Here is a 16,740-nt window from a genome sequence, read left to right on the forward strand (position 1 = left end):
AACTTCTTTCTTCCATAATTTTCTTTAATTATAAAACGTACGTTCTTTTTGTGGAAGGATTAATTTGTAAATATAGCAGGAAGAGGAGATTACATATGGAAAATGTAATGCAAGTTCGTGTTACGGGAATTTTAATTGAAGATGAAAAAGTATTGCTAGTAAAGCAAAAAGTTGCTAATCGCGATTGGTCTTTACCTGGAGGAAGGATAGAGAATGGTGAAATGTTAGAAGAAGCGATGATTCGAGAAATGAGAGAAGAAACAGGATTAGAAGCTAAAATTCAGAAGCTACTCTATGTTTGTGATAAACCAGATGCTAGTCCATCTTTATTACATATTACGTTTCTGCTTGAAAAGATTGAAGGTGAAATTACGCTACCTTCTAACGAGTTCGATCATAATCCGATTCATGATGTGCAAATGGTACCAATTAACGAATTAAGTCATTATGGTTTTTCGGAAACTTTTATAAAACTGGTAAATGAAGGGTTTGCAAATGCAGGGAGTTATCAAGGATTGAAACAAAATATAGGCCTGTAAGTATAGATGAAGGATAGCTATTAGCTATCCTTCGCAAAAATATTTCACACCGCTGACTGTAAAGAAGAAACAAGTTGATTTAAAAACTCTTCTCCGGTCATAACCGCTTTTCCGCCGCCGCGCGCACTCTTTTTATTTCCGCCACCTTTTCCTTCAATAGCAGGAAGAGCGTCTTTTAAAAGTGCGTTCATATCAAGTGTGACTGTTTTTCCGCAAGCGAGGATGCATTGTAGTTTGTCATCATTTTCGATAACGAAATATGTAAGGGCATGCTCTTGTTGTTCTGTAATAATAGCAGAAAGCTTTGCGATTTCTTGCATAGAACGATTTGTAAATACTTTAGAAATAAGTATGCCAGCATGTATTTCTAAAGATTGTTGAAGTAATTCGTTTGCCTCTGCATATAATAATTTTTCATTCATTGTTTGTATTGCTTTTTCGTTTTCTTTTTGGGAAGTAAGAAGTTGTGATACTTTTGCTGGAATATCATTCTCGCTACTGTTTAATTGCTTAGAAACATTTTTTATAATTTGTTGCTGTTGCCCCATAAGTTTTAGTGTGCGCCAGCCAGCTATAAACGTTAATCGTATGCCGCCTTTATTGCGCTCCCATCCTAATACTTGAATAGGACCTACTTCACCTGTATATTTCGGATGTGTTCCGCCACAGCCGTTGTAGTCGAAGTTTTCAATTATAACAACACGTATATTTTCTGTTAAAGTCGGTTCTTTACGAAGGGGCAACGTTTTCGCTTCTTCTAAGTTCATCCACTGGATGCGGATTGGATGGTTTTCAAAAACAATTTTGTTTGCAATTTGTACTGCTTTTTCAACTGTTTCTGCATGCAGATTTTCTGTTTCTAAATCAATTGTTACCGTCTCTTTACCAAGATGGAATCCAATTGTAGGTATGTTAAAATGGTCCCAAAAAGCAGCGGATAAAATGTGCTGAGCTGCATGTTGCTGCATATGATCAAAACGGCGCTCCCAATTGATTTTACCTTCAACTTCTTCTGTATGTAATTGTTCTGTAATGAAGTGGCGGATTTCTTCATCGACTTCTTCAACATTGGTTATTGCAATGCCATTTAAAGTTCCAGTATCATGGGGCTGCCCGCCACCTGTCGGATAAAATGCTGTTTCGTTTAAAACAACGTATAAGTTACCGTCTTTATCATAATCTTGCTTTATAATTTTAGTAGTAAAGTCTTTCTTATAAGTGTCAGTGTAATATAATTTTTGCTTCAATTTTCTTTCCCCTTTCGTGTTCAATAGTTTCATTGTAAAGCAATTGAAATTAGTTTCCTAATATTTCAGAAGAAAGAAACTATTTTTAGAATTTTCTTGCTATAATAAGAAAAAGAAAATGCGGGGGTGGAATGAATATGTTATATGAAAACGGCGTAGATAAACTACTTAGTTTAAGCAAAAATATTTCTGAATTGTATCGAGAATTAAATGAAATGACCCGGATTTTAACGGACTGTAATCGAGAAAGTGTGAAGTTCGATCGGTTATACGTAAAAGAGGTACTGTGGAAGAAAGAAGATGTAATAGAGAAATATGACCAGCTACTTGTGCAACTTTGTATAAATGAATGCTTTGATCTAAAAAGTGTCATTACAGGGGAATATAAGTATACATATGAAGAAGTAGAAAGTATCGTTTTACAATTTAATGAGAAATACAATGTCGCAATTTTAATTAAAGATGTTTGTAAAGAATTACAGTTTACATATGGCATAGATATGGATATAACGAGAACAACTCGAGTATCAACAGCTCAAGTATAAAAAGGGAAAAGAAAGCAGATCCTTTGCTTTCTTTTTTCATGTAAGAACAGGGAGAGTAGGTTTTTTAGATGAAGGGGAAGTTGCAAAATATTCATCCGTTAGGAATGACAATTATAATAGGGACTTTATTTGCGAGGTTTGCCACGTCAATGAGCATTCCTTTTTTAGCAATTTATTTAACGACTGTGAAAGGCGTATCAGCTGGAATGACAGGTGCCATTATCGGAACGAGTGCACTTGTAGGAGTATTTGCTAGTTTTATCGGAGGGAATTTATCGGATCGGTTCGGCCGAAATATGATTATAATATGGTCCATGATCGTTTGGGTGTTTGTATTCATAGGTTTTTCACTTGCAGATCATGTTTTAAGTTTCTTTTTATTAAATGCTTTGAATGGATTATGTAGGTCCTTTTTTGAACCGACGTCAAGAGCATTATTATCAGATTTAACGAAACCAGAGTATCGTTTACTCGTATATAATTTGCGTTACGGTGCAATCAATGTTGGAGTAGCAATTGGCCCACTTGTCGGATTACAAATTGGAAGCGCAAAATCAACAATTCCGTTTTTAGTAGCAGCTGGAGTATACATTCTATATACAGCTATATTAGCGTTTCAATTTAAGAAGTATCCAATTGAAAAAAAGAAAGTAAATACAGAAAAGCCTGTCACAATGTTAAATGCAATTCGTATTTTGCGAAAGGATGTCGTATTTTTAGTTGCTTTAGTCGGTATTATTTTGAGTAATTGTGGTTTTTCTCACTTAACGACAACAGTATCTCAATATTTTGCAAATGCACATATATTTCAGGATGGAGTGAGATTATTTTCATATATGTTAGCTTTAAATGCGATTGTTGTAGTCGTAATTCAATACCCTGTTATTCAAATGTGTAAAAAGTATACACCGTTAGTATCCATTATGGTTGGAACTTTATTTGTGAGCGGAGGACTGTTTGGGTTTGGAATAGTAGAATCTACGCTAGGTGCTGCCATTTGCACAATTATTTTCACAATTGGAGAAGTTCTCATGTTTTCAATGACGGATGTATTTATAGATGGTATAGCTGTTTCACATTTAAAAGGCACATATTTTGGAGCAATGGGATTTTCAGGAATTGGAGCAGTAATTGGTCCATGGCTTGGGGGGGTACTTCTCGATTACTACGGGTACCAAAATGGATTTATTGTCTTTTCAGCGCTAGCTATATTTTCAACTGTAGCATTTCCTGTACTTTTAGTTACAAAAGGTTTATTGAAAAAAAGAGATGATAAAAATTGTAATTTAGAATTACATGCGAAGTGAAATAAGCCCCAGTAGACGGCTGGGGCTTATTTTTGTATTTATCCCGCTATTTGCGGGCAGTAAAACTTCCATTGATTAAAGTTTTACTTTATTTTAATTCTCAATTTGAAAAAGAACTTTTTCTTCATGTCTATTAGCAACTTCATTTTTCGAAATATGAATGGCTAAATATCCATTCTCTAAGCAGGCTAGCATCTTCTTATAAATAATAGTAGCGGGTAAAGGAATGATCCGCTGCAAAGAACTATTATTATGAAGTATACAAATGTTTAGGCCTGTCTCCATCTTTTTAATAACTACATTTTGTTCGGATACATTTGGTACATCTGTTTCCAAAATGTACTCTTGTTCAGTTTCACAAAGGTCAATATGAATTTGATTTGGAAAACTAAAGTTACTACAAGAATCAGAACAAAATTGATCCATCCATTCTTCGAAACCATCAACATGAAAAAGACAATCCTTCTTTTTCTTGCCCATGTAAGACACCCTCCGTAAAATCTCAATTCATACTATGTTATGCATGAATGAAGTAGGGGTGAAGAATAAATGGAAAAATATAAACATTGTATGTGGCAAAGGTAGCTAGTGTGAACCTTTTGTTTTACATATCATGATGTGCATGATTCTTTTGACGTGAATGGTTACGGTTTTTTACTTTATGAGATCCGCTTAATGGTTCAGGTTGTCCTTTTTTTTCTTTTGCTTCACGATTGTTTTTTCCCATTGTAGGTGACACCTCCTCTTTCTCTTTAGAATGAGAGAAGTTTGCAAATTTATACGAGAATGTTTTTAGAAAAAAAGGTAAAGATAAATGGGACTAACTATTATGGAAAGGGGATTATATAGTGCCATATCATAAAGATAAACAACAAGCTTTTCAAGCAGCGCAGCAAGGAGTTACACAAGCAGAAAACGCATTTAATAACATTGTGAAAAATGATCCAAACTACGGTCATGATTTAAAAGAGTTACGCCAAGAGGTTCAGGAAGCGTATGAACAAATTCAAAATGCATTAGAAGTAGCTTCGGAAACACAACGCCCACAACTTGAGCAATACGAAAATAATCTCCAAAACATTATGCGAAATGTAGATCAATTAGAAAAGTAAATGAGATTGTTGTGTATTCGACAACCTTATTACTTTGACGAACATTATGCTAAAACAGAAGATTTTTCTATTCGTTTTTTGTTTATTATGCGCAGTACATATATTTCAAGTTGAAAAAGTGGAAGCGAAAATGTTGCTCAGAAAAGAGCTAGAACCAACTGGCTATGTAACGTGGGAAGTACCTAATAATGAAAAGATTATTGCCATTACATTTGATGATGGACCAGATCCAACTTATACACCACAAGTTTTACATTTATTACGTCAATATAAAGCAGAAGCGACATTTTTTATGATTGGATTTCGAGTGCAGCGTAATCCATATTTAGTGAAAGAAGTGTTAAAAGAGGGTCATGAAATTGGAAATCATACGATGAATCATTTGTATGCGAGTAATTCATCAGATGAAAAATTAGAAAATGATATTTTAGATGGGAAGAAATATTTTAAAAAATGGGTGAAAGAACCTTTGTTGTTCCGTCCACCTGGCGGATATATTAACGATGCTGTATTTAAAACCGCGAAAGAAGCGGGTTATCAAACGGTTCTATGGTCGTGGCATCAAGACCCGCGTGATTGGGCAAATCCAGGGGTTGAATCCATTGTAAATCATGTAGTGAAAAATGCTAAAAGTGGAGACATTGTATTGTTACATGATGGAGGAAATGATCGTAGTCAAACAGTAGCAGCGTTAGCAAAAATTTTACCTGAGTTGAAAAAACAAGGCTATCGATTTGTAACGGTTTCAGAATTACTACGTTATAAACATTAGAAAAAATCCCAAAAGGAAAATGGACCTTTTGGGATTTTTCGTTACTGGTTCTTTTTACGTTTCTTATTATTTTGTCGCTCTGCTGGAGTTAAAGGCTCGTTTGCAAATTCTTCATTGAAACCAGCACCTTGTCCTTGTGCAGATGCCGCATTCATTCCTGAAATAGTATGATTTGCTTTTCTTTTACCCATTTTATTTCACCTCTATAACATTTTTTGTGTGTTGAATGATAAGCAGTTCATAGTATGTATGAACTGTAAGCAAAGCGCTAATAGAGCACTTTACTTTATGATAATAGTATTCATAAGGAGCATGAACATTATTCAAATTTAGAAACATAAAGAAAACTTATGATAATCTATAAGTTTCTTATTATTTACTTATTTAGAAAGTTGTAATAAGATATTATCGTAAGGTATTGAAAAGTTTGTCTACATTTTATATTCAGACAACTTAGTCACGTTTAACAGGGGGGAAACATAATGGTCAAACATAATCCATTTCAATCACGTGCAACTTTTGAATTAGATGGAAAAACGTATCATTATTATGATTTGAAAGCGCTTGAAAACGCAGGGGTTGGCAACGTATCTCAATTACCATATTCCGTGAAAGTTTTACTTGAATCAGTACTTCGTCAAGTAGACGGACGTGTAATTACAGAAGAGCATGTTACAAATTTAGCGAAATGGGGAACGAAAGATGTGCAAGATATCGATGTTCCATTTAAACCATCTCGTGTAATTTTACAAGATTTCACTGGTGTACCAGCTGTTGTTGATTTGGCTTCGCTGCGTAAAGCAATGGCAGACATGGGTGGGGATCCTGATAAAATTAATCCAGAAATTACTGTAGACCTTGTAATTGACCACTCTGTACAGGTTGATAGAGCGGGTACGGCAGACGCGCTTGCATTCAACATGGACTTAGAGTTTAAACGTAATGAAGAACGTTATAAATTTTTAAGCTGGGCACAAAAATCATTTGATAACTACCGTGCAGTTCCACCAGCTACAGGTATTGTACACCAAGTAAACCTTGAATATTTAGCACCAGTTGTTCATGCTGTGAAAAATGCTGAAGGTGACTTAGTTGCATACCCAGATTCATTAGTTGGAACAGACTCACATACAACAATGATTAACGGTATCGGCGTTCTTGGATGGGGCGTTGGTGGTATTGAAGCAGAAGCAGGAATGCTTGGACAGCCTTCATACTTCCCAGTACCTGAAGTAATCGGTGTGAAATTAACTGGTACACTTCCAAGTGGTACTACAGCAACAGACGTTGCATTAAAAGTAACACAAGTATTACGTCAAAAAGGTGTAGTTGGTAAATTCGTTGAGTTCTTCGGTAATGGACTAAAGAGCATGCCTTTAGCTGACCGTGCAACAATTTCAAACATGGCACCAGAATATGGCGCAACTTGTGGATTCTTCCCAATCGACGATATTTCATTAGAATACTTACGTTTAACAGGTAGAGATGAAGAGCAAATTCGCGTTGTGGAAGAATACTGTAAAGCGAACGGCTTATTCTATACAGCGGACAGCAAAGATCCAATTTACACTGATCTTGTTGAAATTGATTTAAATACAATTGAATCTAACCTTTCTGGACCGAAACGCCCACAAGATTTAATTCCACTTTCAGATATGAAAGATGCGTTCCACAAAGCTGTTGTAGCACCAGTTGGAACACAAGGACTTGGATTTAATGAGCAAGAGTTCGATAAAGAAGTGAAGGTTACATTAGAAGATAAAGAAGTAACGATGAAAACAGGTGCAATTGCAATCGCTGCAATTACAAGCTGTACAAATACATCAAACCCATACGTATTAATTGGGGCAGGTCTAGTTGCGAAGAAAGCAATTGAAAAAGGACTTGTAGTACCTGAGTACGTAAAAACATCATTAGCACCAGGATCTAAAGTTGTTACTGAGTACTTAGATAAATCAGGTTTAACAACATATTTAGATCAATTAGGTTTCCAAACAGTTGGTTACGGCTGTACGACTTGTATCGGTAACTCTGGTCCATTAGCAGAGGAATTAGAAGAAGCAATCGCAGCAAACGATTTATTAGTAACATCTGTTTTATCTGGTAACCGTAACTTTGAAGGTCGTATTCACCCGCTTGTAAAAGCAAACTACTTAGCATCACCACCACTTGTTGTGGCATATGCACTTGCAGGTACTGTTGATATTGACCTGAAAAATGATGAAATCGGTAAAGATGCAAATGGCAATGCTGTATACTTCAACGATATTTGGCCATCAGCTAAAGAAATTGAAGATGTAGTTCAAAGTGTTGTTACATCTGAACTGTTCAAGAAAGAATATGCACAAGTATTTAACAGCAATGAGCGTTGGAACGAAATCCAAACTTCAAATGAAGCTCTATATACTTGGGATAATGATTCAACTTATATTCAAAACCCACCATTCTTTGAAGGTTTATCAAAAGAGCCAGGTGAAGTTGAAACGTTATCAGGCTTACGCATAGTTGGTAAATTTGGTGATTCTGTAACGACAGACCACATTTCACCAGCAGGTTCAATCGGTAAGCACACGCCAGCTGGACGTTACTTATTAGAAAACGGCGTACAACCAGTTGACTTCAACTCTTACGGTTCTCGTCGTGGTAACCATGAAGTTATGATGCGTGGTACATTCGCGAACATCCGTATTAAAAACCAAATCGCACCAGGAACAGAAGGCGGATATACAACACATTGGCCAACTGGTGAAGTAACATCTATCTATGATGCTGCTATGAAATATAAAGAAGAGGGCACAGGCCTTCTAGTTGTTGCTGGTAAAGATTACGGTATGGGAAGTTCTCGTGACTGGGCTGCGAAAGGTACAAACTTATTAGGTATTAAAGCAGTAATCGCAGAAAGCTTCGAACGTATTCACCGCAGTAACTTAGTGTTAATGGGTGTGTTACCACTTCAATTTAAAGATGGCGAAAGCGCTGAAACATTAGGTCTTGTTGGTAACGAGTCATTTGAAATTCAAATTGACAAAACAGTTAGACCACGCGATCTTGTAAAAGTAGTTGCAACTGATGCAGATGGCAACGAAAAACAATTTGAAGTAGTAGCTCGTTTCGATAGTGAAGTTGAAATTGACTACTACCGTCACGGTGGTATCTTACAAATGGTTCTTCGTGAGAAAATTGAAGAGTCTAAAGTGTCGAACTAAATAATTGAAATGAACGATAAGGAAGCTAACAACTGTTAGCTTCCTTATTTTATGAAAAGGGATGAAACCATTTGGTTTCATCCCTTTCTTTTTACTTTAAAAAATGGAGGAAAGGTCATGAAAAAATATAAAAGAATATTGTTACCGTTACAGAAAGAAAAAATGTTAGTAATAGCAGCTGTATGCAGTGGATCCTTCGCAGCTATTTTAAACTTATCTAGACCGATTTTAATGGGATTAATTGTAGATAACCTTATTCAACGGGAGTTAAAGGAGGTGTATTTTTACATTACTTTGTTTACAGTTAGTCGCATGCTGATGTGGGTGAACAATCTTTCATTTGATTATATAAGCTCCAAAGCAAGTCAACGAATATTGCGAAAGAAGCGTATAGATGTATTACGCCATTTTTTCTCATTATCGTTTGAAGAGAGTGAGAAAATTAAACAAGGAGAGTTAGAGACGTTAGTTGTGTCTGATATTCCGAATTGGATTAGGTTATATGGTTCTATATTAATAGAATATATTCACGCCATTGCGCAATTTATAGGTGCGTTCATAGCACTACAACATATAGATATCATGTTCATATTATGGGTAACTCCGTTTTTATTTTTAAGTGCAACGGTTCCGATGTTGATGGGGAAAAAGGTAAGAAATATTGCAAGCATTGCTCAAAGCGATCAATCAAGTGTTGTAGAGATGGTTTCACAGTTTGTAAAAGGAGCACAAGATTTACGTAGTTTGCAAAAAGAAAAGTGGGCCATGTGCTTATTTAAAGGAGTAACGGCACAATCTTATAAAACAGAAGTAAAGAAGACGATGATGCAACATTGTATTGGAGTAGTTGGAACAATGATTGAAACAGGAGCATATATCGTTGTTCTCATTATGGGTACGCAGAAAATAATGAAGGGGGAAATGGAAGTTGGCTCACTTGTTGCGGTATTAGCTACAATTGAAATGCTCTTTTTTCCAGTTCGTTACGTTGGCGATTTATTAATGATGACACAAGTTGCAGTCGCTTCGGCAAATAGAGTTTTTTCATTTTTAGATAAAAGAGTGGCAGATAGTAAGGTAGAAAGAGCGATGGGGATGACGGTAACAAATGTTTCATTTCAGGAAAGTGATGGAGAAAAATGCAGAATTAAGAATATCGATTTGCAAATTCATCCTGGTGAACTCGTTATTATTATAGGAGAAAGTGGTGCAGGAAAAACAACGCTTTTAAAATTAATGACAGGGTTGTATAAACCATCAAACGGTAGCATTGTTTATCATGGTAATGAGGCTCGTATGACGACAGTGTGGCAAGAACCTCGATTTTTCCGAACGACAGTAATAGAGAATATGTATTTCGGGGAAGTGTATTTAGAAAACCAGTTAGAAAAAAATATGGAACTTGTTAATGTGAAGCCAATTATTAGAGATTTATCAGAAGGGATTCAAACTGTACTACATAAAAGCGGTGAAGAGTTTTCGGGAGGAGAAAGAAAACGTCTTGCATTATTGCGAGCAATAGGTTCAAATCCGAATCTTATTATGTTAGATGAACCGACTGCGGGATTAGATCCGAGCAATCAAGAAACTGTTTGGGATATGATAGAAGGATTAGGAAGAGATGTCACGAAAATTGTGGCAACACATGATGTCGAGAGGGCGATGATAGCGGATCGGGTTGTTGTCATGAATAATGGAATTGTTGTGGAATGTGGGGACCCTAGAGAATTATTAACATATAAGTCATTTTTCAAAAAGATGTTAATAAAAAGATAAGAGCGACATAGTGCTCTTATCTTTATTCACTCGTATTAAGTTGATACGTATAAGACTCAGTATCGTTAGCGTCAAACTCTTTCACCAGAGTAAGTTGGTTTGTATCTGGATTATATTTGAAAATTTTGACCGTATGTTCGCTACTTAGAGAGGGGTTATATTCTTGAATAGCGAATGTATTTTCAGCAATCTGTGTCATATTACTGGTCGAAACATTTTCTGTAGAATCATGATTTGTAGAAATTTCAACGACTTTTTTACTATTGAAAAATAAAAGAACAATTACTAAAACAACTAAACATATCCGTATATAACGAAGTTCTTTACTTATAGGATGTTCTCCCAAAATAATCATCCTTTCTATAACTACTGTATAGTAGTGGTAGTCATAGTCGTCGTGAAGAAACTAAGAAAACCAAGGCCGGCTAATAGGATAAATGAGATTAAAGCGATATAGAGGCAAATACGTCCCACTTGCCTTTTTTCAGGATCTTTACTGAAGAGCGAGATGATCCAAGTAATAATGCCGATTGGGGAAAATATAAAACTAAGAATATATAATAGTATTTTTTCAAATAAGTTCATAAAAACATCCTCCTTTTTGAAATTTCTATATGTGGAGTTTTCTTCTTATTAATGCTGCCGTTATGTAGGAAAGTACAGAATAAACAGCACTAAAAATGATCCAAGTATCAAAGCTTTGTAAAGCTAGGTGTATGTCAAATTCAGAAACGATAATGAAAAATATAAACGGGACAGTAAAAGAAATAATAATAGCAGCCCATTTAAATTTGTATAGCAAACTGCTCAAACAAATACATAGTAATGGTAAAGTGAAAAAAACGAAAGTGAAAGGGTTAATTAGCAATTGTAAAATACATATCACCTCGCAGTCTTTGTATATATTTCTAATTATATGATATAAAGGTAAATATTTCATTTAAATTACAAATATTCCGATTATTTCGACTGTGAATATTTCCAAGCTCGTCCGTATAAGCTAAAATAAGATATATAGTATTTTGTTAATTAAGTTATAAGAAGACAAACACGTTAGGGTGATATAAAATGTGGCGGAAGTTTACGATTATTGTAGTGTTACTTTGTTTAGCCGGATATGCAGCGTATGAACAGTTTGGTAAAAACGATCAGGTGGTACAAGGGAAGCAAGAAAAAAGTGAAGCTGCTATGAAAGAGATGATTGCAAGTAATGGTATTGAAATAGGGAAGAGTGCTCCGGACTTTATATTAATGAAGTTAGATGGAACGAATGTAAAGTTATCGGATTTAAAAGGAAAGAAAGTGATTGTAAACTTTTGGGCAACGTGGTGTGGACCTTGTCAGCAAGAAATGCCTGATATGGAGGCTTTCTATAAAGAACATAAAGAAAACGTAGAAATTTTAGCAATAAATTATACACCTTCAGAAAAAGGTGGGGGCGTAGAAAAGGTAAGTAATTTTGCTAAGGAAAAAGGAATTACTTTTCCTATTTTATTGGACAAGAATATTGATGTAACGACAGCCTATAAAGTAATTACGATCCCAACTTCGTATTTTATAGATACGAAAGGTGTCATTCAAGATAAGTTCATTGGACCGATGACGCAAAAAGAGATGGAGAAACGGATTGCTAAATTAAAATAACGGTGAAAAGGTAGAGGTGGAAAGTTCCCATTTCTGCCTTTTCTTTTTCACGTAGTGATAGCAGCATGTTATGATAAAAGAAATATAAACGTTTAGAGATAAAGGAGTGTATGGAGTGGGGAATATATCCTTACCGTTAGATTATGTTGTAATTGATTTTGAAACAACAGGATTTAACCCTTATAATGATAAAATTATTCAAGTCGCAGCAGTGAAATATCGTAATCATGAACTAGTAGATCAGTTTGTTTCCTATGTGAATCCAGAGCGTTCAATTCCAGATCGGATAACGAGTTTAACAGGTATTACAAATTATCGTGTTTCAGATGCACCAACGATTGAAGAAATATTACCTTTATTTTTAGCATTTTTACATACAAATGTAATTGTCGCTCATAATGCATCTTTTGATATGCGTTTTTTGAAAAGTAATGTAAATATGCTTGAGCTGCCTGAACCTAAAAATAAAGTGATTGACACTGTGTTTTTAGCAAAGAAATATATGAAGCACGCGCCTAATCATAAACTTGAAACGTTAAAGCGAATGCTTGGCATTCGTTTAAGTTCTCATAATGCATTTGATGATTGTATTACGTGTGCAGCTGTTTATCAAAAATGTGCATCTATTGAAGAAGAAACAAACAGGAAATCGGACACGGAAGTACTTGATGAAACAGCAGTATATGAAGCAGTAAAAAAGGTGCTTGTACGAAATAAACGTGATATCGAATGGGTTCGTTGCATGAATGTAGGAAGTTATTTAGATATAAAAGCTTTTTATCCAGTTATGAGGGTAAAAGTAAAAGGGCGAAAGAAATACGTGTTAACAGAGATATTAGAAGATGATGTGAAGGGAATATGTACGAGTTTAAATTGTGAACCGGCGTTAAAAAGTGAAGTTGGTAACACGAGAATTATGCTTAATAGCTTAGAGGATGTCCTGAAATTAGAAAGTTATATTTTAGAACAGTATGATTTCGTAATGCAAGCGCTAAGTGAGTATAAACAAAGTGAAATGAATGCAGATGAAAAGTTAAAAGAGTATTTAAATATGATGGTATAAAAAACTCCGTGTACAAGAAGTTGTACACGGAGTTTTTTTAGGAGTACTAAAACATAAAATTTTCTTGTAAATCTGATTAAAGGGTTTTTCATTTGCTCATACTATGTATAGTAAGAATGCGAAGGAGAGAGGGTGAACAGCATGAGAAGAAGTCGCCGTAAATCATTTGACGAACTTGTGAAAGAAAATAAACAACAATTATTAAGCGATCGTGATGCAATCGATCGTATTGAAGAGCGTATTGAAAAACGTTATGAAATGAAACTTTTTAAGCAAGCTGAATAATTCTTAACACTAGTACGATACTAGTGTTAAGGAGGCGATAGTAATGGGTAATCCGAAAAAGAATTCAAAAGATTTTGCACCGAATCATATTGGGACACAATCAAAAAAAGCTGGTGGCAATAAAGGAAAGCAAATGCAAGACCAAACAGGTAAACAACCGATTGTTGATAACGGTTAAAAAGGGAGAATGTTGTCATTCTTCTTTTTTGTGACGGATTTTTAATAGTAAAAAAGGGCTGACTTTTGTCAGCCCTTTTTCGTAATCGTAAAATTTTCAACGAGTAAACGCCAATTTTGCGGGAATGGTAAACCGATCTTCCAGTAACTAATACCACCAATGCCTTGTTCTTTCATTAAGTTGAATTTACTTTGAATAGATCTCGAATCTTCAAACCAAACTTCGTGTTGTACGCCGTTTTCGTCAAAGTAATTGAAATGTGGAGCTTGAGCTGTGAAATCATAGCGGATAGGAACATTGTATTTACGAGCTAGTGCAACAGCTGCGACAGAGCTAACTGCTTTTGCTGGCGGATTCCCTTGTTTGAACGGAAGTTTCCAATCGAATCCGTATAAATTTTGCCCCATCATAATTTTTTGGGGAGGCATTTGAGATTTTGCGTATTGAAGTACTTCTTTTACAGGACCGATAGGAGAAATAGCCATCGGTGGTCCGCCTTGCCAACCCCAGTCGTATGTCATAATAACGACGAAATCAACAATTTGTCCTTGTGCTTTATAATCGTGAGCTTCGAAAAATTTTCCTTTTTGATTTGAACTTGTTTTCGGTACAAGCGTTGTACTTAATGTGTATCCGTTAGGTAATCGTGTTTTCACATTTCGTAAAAAACGATTATACGCTTCGCGATCTTCAGGTGCCACGCTCTCGAAATCAAAATGAATGTCTCGCATACCGTACTTCTCAGCTGTTTGCAAAATGTTTGTAATAAATTTGTTTTGAATCGTTGCATCACGTAAAATAACTGACGTTAGATCGGCACTGAAATTTCCGTTTTCAATATTTGTAATAACGAGCATAGGGATGGTTTTGCCTTGCGTTGCAATATTAGCGATTTTAGCTGTTTCAGTTGGTTCTTTTAACGTACCATCTCTTTTTGCCTCAAAACTGAAGTAAGCTAAGTATGTTAAAAATGGATTAATAGCACGCGTAGCATTAACTAAACTTTCTTTAATAGGTATAGTTGAAGGTTGTAAATAAGCGATGGATTCTACTGCTCGTTTTGTTCCTTTCGGTATATATAATTGCTGTCCGACATGGAGAATGGATTTTAAAGATAAGTTATTCACTTTAGCTAAGCTAGCGAGAGGAACGTTATATGTTTGAGAAATTCGATAGAGGCTATCGCCAGGCTGTACATAATAATTATTTCCTTTCGTATTCACGATTAGTGCCTGACCAACGACGAGTGTTTCAGATGGATTTAGTCCATTGTCTTTTACTATTTCATTAGGTGTTGATCCATATTTTGATGCCAAGCTATATACGCTATCACCGCTACGAACAGTTACAATTTGAATCATATGCTTGCTCCTTTCGGTAAAAGATTCACTGTTTTTATTTTATTTTTGATGTCACTGTATTATGATTAAATGTATGCAAGGTAGCAGAAGTGAAAGAAGGCGAATACATATGTTTGTAGCAGAACATGAAGTTGAAATCCGTTATGCGGAAACAGATCAAATGGGTGTTGTTTACCATTCAAACTATTTGGTGTGGCTGGAACTAGGTCGCACGAAACTTATACAAGATTTAGGATTTTCATATGTTGAAATGGAGAAAGAGGGAATTATTTCTCCTGTGTTAGACTTACAAATTTCATATCGTAAAGCGATGCGTTACGGTGAAAAAGCAATTGTGAAAACGTGGGTGGACAATGTGAGCCCGCTTCGTGTTGTATATGGTTATGAAATATATAACGGTGACGGAGATCTTTGTATTACTGCAACTACGACGAATATTTGTGCGAAAAAAGAAGGGTTCAGGCCCGTATCCTTTAAAAAGTTATATCCTGAGTGGTATGCGAAATATGAGGAAATTAAGAAAAAATAAAAAAAGTGTGGCAGAAGCCACACTTTTTTTATTTTTCATAATTAAATTGCGGGAAATCATCACCGTCGTTAAATGTAACAGATAAATTATGTCCATCGAAGAACCACTCATCATCGCCTTCAATAAAGAAGTTAATACCTTCTTCTTGAGTTTGAACAGCAGGATGTGCAGGGTCATCTTTACGAATACCTAAAGAAAGTCCTTTTTGCACAGTACTGCAACCGCCGTATTGTACGAAAAGGCGTAGTGTTTCACCCGATTGTAAGTTTAATTCGCTTTTATACCATTGTGCTGCTTCTTTTGTTACGGAAAGATTCATGTATAGTTCCTCCAAATTATGTTGCTTTTTCTTTAGTATAAAAAATAACGCAAAAAGACGCTATTAATATGCTTCACGTTTTCTTTTTGCGTTATGTGGGTTACGATCTTATTTTTGCTTTTTTGAAAAGTTTGCTTTCGGTTCAGTTTTATTTATAATTCGTCCGATATTTGCACGGTGTTTATAAATAACCATACCTGCTAATAAACACATCGCAATAATGAAGATTTTATCCCCGCTAACAATGGATGCAATAACAGCAACGACGGCTGTTACCATAGAAGAAAGTGATACGTATCTTGTTGTAAATAAAAGGCTGAAAAAGACAACAGCTAATATTGCAAAAACAACTGGAGAGTAGCATAATAGCACGCCAGCAGAAGTTGCAACAGCTTTACCACCACGGAATTTTGCGAAAATCGGATACACATGTCCAAGAACAGCTGCTAATCCGAACCATAGTGGATGAACATCTAATCCGAAAATAATCGGTAGGCTTGTTGCTAATGTACCTTTTAAAATGTCAGCAATTGTAACGATAAAACCTGCTTTTTTCCCTAGTGTGCGGAATGTATTTGTTCCGCCTAGATTACCGCTTCCGTGCTCACGAATATCGATTCCGTAGCCGATTTTTCCAACGACTAGTGCGAATGGAATCGAGCCAAGTAAGTAGGCAACGATAAATAAAAGATATGTAGTAACCATAAGTTCAGTCTCCTTTATTCAAATGTGTTGATAAAGGGTAAAAAGAGTTTTTCCCGTATATTGTACCATACATTTGTAAAGAGCACATTTCTTTTTTGTAAATGAAAAATTCATTATTTCGTGAAAAAAATTTCACAGGAATGTTACATTTC

Annotated in this window: 21 protein-coding genes; 12 read left to right on the top strand and 9 right to left on the bottom strand. The window is 35.4% G+C overall.

The window, feature by feature from the left end; all coding sequences use genetic code 11:
- The first annotated feature begins 95 nt into the window (after window positions 1-95).
- Entirely contained in the window at window positions 96-539 is a 444-nt protein-coding gene (locus tag MR115_RS15060) for an NUDIX hydrolase (protein WP_242241830.1), read from the top strand.
- 44 nt (window positions 540-583) lie between these two features.
- Here MR115_RS15060 and MR115_RS15065 read toward each other — a convergent pair whose 3' ends face one another.
- Window positions 584-1,786, bottom strand: coding sequence for an alanyl-tRNA editing protein (locus tag MR115_RS15065; protein WP_162937144.1), 1,203 nt, complete (start codon window positions 1,784-1,786; stop codon window positions 584-586).
- A gap of 137 nt (window positions 1,787-1,923) precedes the next feature.
- Here MR115_RS15065 and MR115_RS15070 point away from each other — a divergent pair, with 137 nt between their 5' ends.
- Together MR115_RS15070 and MR115_RS15075 are read left to right on the top strand one after the other, a co-directional pair.
- The gene (locus MR115_RS15070; RefSeq protein ID WP_141435042.1) at window positions 1,924-2,331 is read left to right on the top strand and encodes a hypothetical protein; all 408 of its coding nucleotides are present in this window, start codon (window positions 1,924-1,926) and stop codon (window positions 2,329-2,331) included.
- A 68-nt stretch (window positions 2,332-2,399) separates the two neighbouring features.
- On the top strand, window positions 2,400-3,638 hold the full coding sequence (locus MR115_RS15075; RefSeq protein ID WP_242241831.1) for an MDR family MFS transporter: 1,239 nt from the start codon (window positions 2,400-2,402) through the stop codon (window positions 3,636-3,638).
- Between the two features lie 93 nt (window positions 3,639-3,731).
- Here MR115_RS15075 and MR115_RS15080 read toward each other — a convergent pair whose 3' ends face one another.
- Together MR115_RS15080 and MR115_RS15085 are read right to left on the bottom strand one after the other, a co-directional pair.
- Window positions 3,732-4,118, bottom strand: a complete 387-nt coding sequence (locus MR115_RS15080) for an Hsp20/alpha crystallin family protein (protein WP_242241832.1) — start codon at window positions 4,116-4,118, stop codon at window positions 3,732-3,734.
- Between the two features lie 124 nt (window positions 4,119-4,242).
- Window positions 4,243-4,365, bottom strand: coding sequence for a small acid-soluble spore protein P (locus MR115_RS15085; RefSeq protein ID WP_000517650.1), 123 nt, complete (start codon window positions 4,363-4,365; stop codon window positions 4,243-4,245).
- 121 nt (window positions 4,366-4,486) lie between these two features.
- Here MR115_RS15085 and MR115_RS15090 point away from each other — a divergent pair, with 121 nt between their 5' ends.
- Both MR115_RS15090 and pdaB read left to right on the top strand, forming a co-directional pair.
- Complete coding sequence (locus MR115_RS15090) at window positions 4,487-4,750, top strand: hypothetical protein (protein ID WP_001146295.1); 264 nt, start codon at window positions 4,487-4,489, stop codon at window positions 4,748-4,750.
- 46 nt (window positions 4,751-4,796) lie between these two features.
- Entirely contained in the window at window positions 4,797-5,522 is a 726-nt protein-coding gene (gene pdaB, locus MR115_RS15095) for a polysaccharide deacetylase family sporulation protein PdaB (protein WP_098374097.1), read from the top strand.
- Between the two features lie 41 nt (window positions 5,523-5,563).
- Here pdaB and sspO read toward each other — a convergent pair whose 3' ends face one another.
- Complete coding sequence (gene sspO, locus MR115_RS15100; protein ID WP_063262465.1) at window positions 5,564-5,713, bottom strand: acid-soluble spore protein SspO; 150 nt, start codon at window positions 5,711-5,713, stop codon at window positions 5,564-5,566.
- Window positions 5,714-6,004: 291 nt separating this feature from the next.
- Between sspO and acnA the strand changes: the two genes are divergently transcribed.
- On the top strand, window positions 6,005-8,728 hold the full coding sequence (gene acnA, locus MR115_RS15105; protein ID WP_063262466.1) for an aconitate hydratase AcnA: 2,724 nt from the start codon (window positions 6,005-6,007) through the stop codon (window positions 8,726-8,728).
- Between the two features lie 117 nt (window positions 8,729-8,845).
- The gene (locus MR115_RS15110) at window positions 8,846-10,504 is read left to right on the top strand and encodes an ABC transporter ATP-binding protein (RefSeq protein WP_242241833.1); all 1,659 of its coding nucleotides are present in this window, start codon (window positions 8,846-8,848) and stop codon (window positions 10,502-10,504) included.
- A gap of 22 nt (window positions 10,505-10,526) precedes the next feature.
- On the opposite strand, the gene MR115_RS15115 is transcribed toward MR115_RS15110, so the two are convergent.
- Window positions 10,527-10,859 carry a YmzC family protein gene (locus MR115_RS15115; RefSeq protein ID WP_242241834.1) on the bottom strand — a complete coding sequence of 111 codons (333 nt, stop codon included), beginning with the start codon at window positions 10,857-10,859 and terminating at the stop codon, window positions 10,527-10,529.
- Between the two features lie 11 nt (window positions 10,860-10,870).
- Window positions 10,871-11,089 carry a hypothetical protein gene (locus MR115_RS15120; RefSeq protein ID WP_242241835.1) on the bottom strand — a complete coding sequence of 73 codons (219 nt, stop codon included), beginning with the start codon at window positions 11,087-11,089 and terminating at the stop codon, window positions 10,871-10,873.
- A gap of 483 nt (window positions 11,090-11,572) precedes the next feature.
- On the opposite strand from MR115_RS15120, the gene MR115_RS15125 reads away from it, so the two are divergent.
- The 4 genes from MR115_RS15125 (at window position 11,573) to sspN (ending at window position 13,674) form a co-directional block, all read left to right on the top strand.
- Window positions 11,573-12,148, top strand: coding sequence for a TlpA family protein disulfide reductase (locus tag MR115_RS15125; protein ID WP_242241836.1), 576 nt, complete (start codon window positions 11,573-11,575; stop codon window positions 12,146-12,148).
- A 115-nt stretch (window positions 12,149-12,263) separates the two neighbouring features.
- The gene (locus MR115_RS15130) at window positions 12,264-13,211 is read left to right on the top strand and encodes a 3'-5' exonuclease (RefSeq protein ID WP_242241837.1); all 948 of its coding nucleotides are present in this window, start codon (window positions 12,264-12,266) and stop codon (window positions 13,209-13,211) included.
- Between the two features lie 141 nt (window positions 13,212-13,352).
- Entirely contained in the window at window positions 13,353-13,496 is a 144-nt protein-coding gene (locus tag MR115_RS15135) for an FbpB family small basic protein (RefSeq protein ID WP_001254697.1), read from the top strand.
- Between the two features lie 43 nt (window positions 13,497-13,539).
- Entirely contained in the window at window positions 13,540-13,674 is a 135-nt protein-coding gene (gene sspN, locus MR115_RS15140) for an acid-soluble spore protein SspN (protein WP_000527987.1), read from the top strand.
- A 68-nt stretch (window positions 13,675-13,742) separates the two neighbouring features.
- On the opposite strand, the gene MR115_RS15145 is transcribed toward sspN, so the two are convergent.
- Window positions 13,743-15,035, bottom strand: coding sequence for a glycoside hydrolase family 18 protein (locus MR115_RS15145; protein ID WP_242241838.1), 1,293 nt, complete (start codon window positions 15,033-15,035; stop codon window positions 13,743-13,745).
- 109 nt (window positions 15,036-15,144) lie between these two features.
- On the opposite strand from MR115_RS15145, the gene MR115_RS15150 reads away from it, so the two are divergent.
- Window positions 15,145-15,564, top strand: a complete 420-nt coding sequence (locus MR115_RS15150; protein ID WP_242241839.1) for an acyl-CoA thioesterase — start codon at window positions 15,145-15,147, stop codon at window positions 15,562-15,564.
- A 28-nt stretch (window positions 15,565-15,592) separates the two neighbouring features.
- On the opposite strand, the gene MR115_RS15155 is transcribed toward MR115_RS15150, so the two are convergent.
- Complete coding sequence (locus MR115_RS15155; RefSeq protein WP_097819587.1) at window positions 15,593-15,883, bottom strand: HesB/YadR/YfhF family protein; 291 nt, start codon at window positions 15,881-15,883, stop codon at window positions 15,593-15,595.
- A gap of 108 nt (window positions 15,884-15,991) precedes the next feature.
- Entirely contained in the window at window positions 15,992-16,588 is a 597-nt protein-coding gene (plsY, locus tag MR115_RS15160) for a glycerol-3-phosphate 1-O-acyltransferase PlsY (RefSeq protein ID WP_000258967.1), read from the bottom strand.
- Window positions 16,589-16,740: the final 152 nt, after the last annotated feature.

The organism is Bacillus cereus group sp. BfR-BA-01309, from assembly GCF_022664315.1.
GTDB lineage: Bacteria > Bacillota > Bacilli > Bacillales > Bacillaceae_G > Bacillus_A > Bacillus_A mobilis.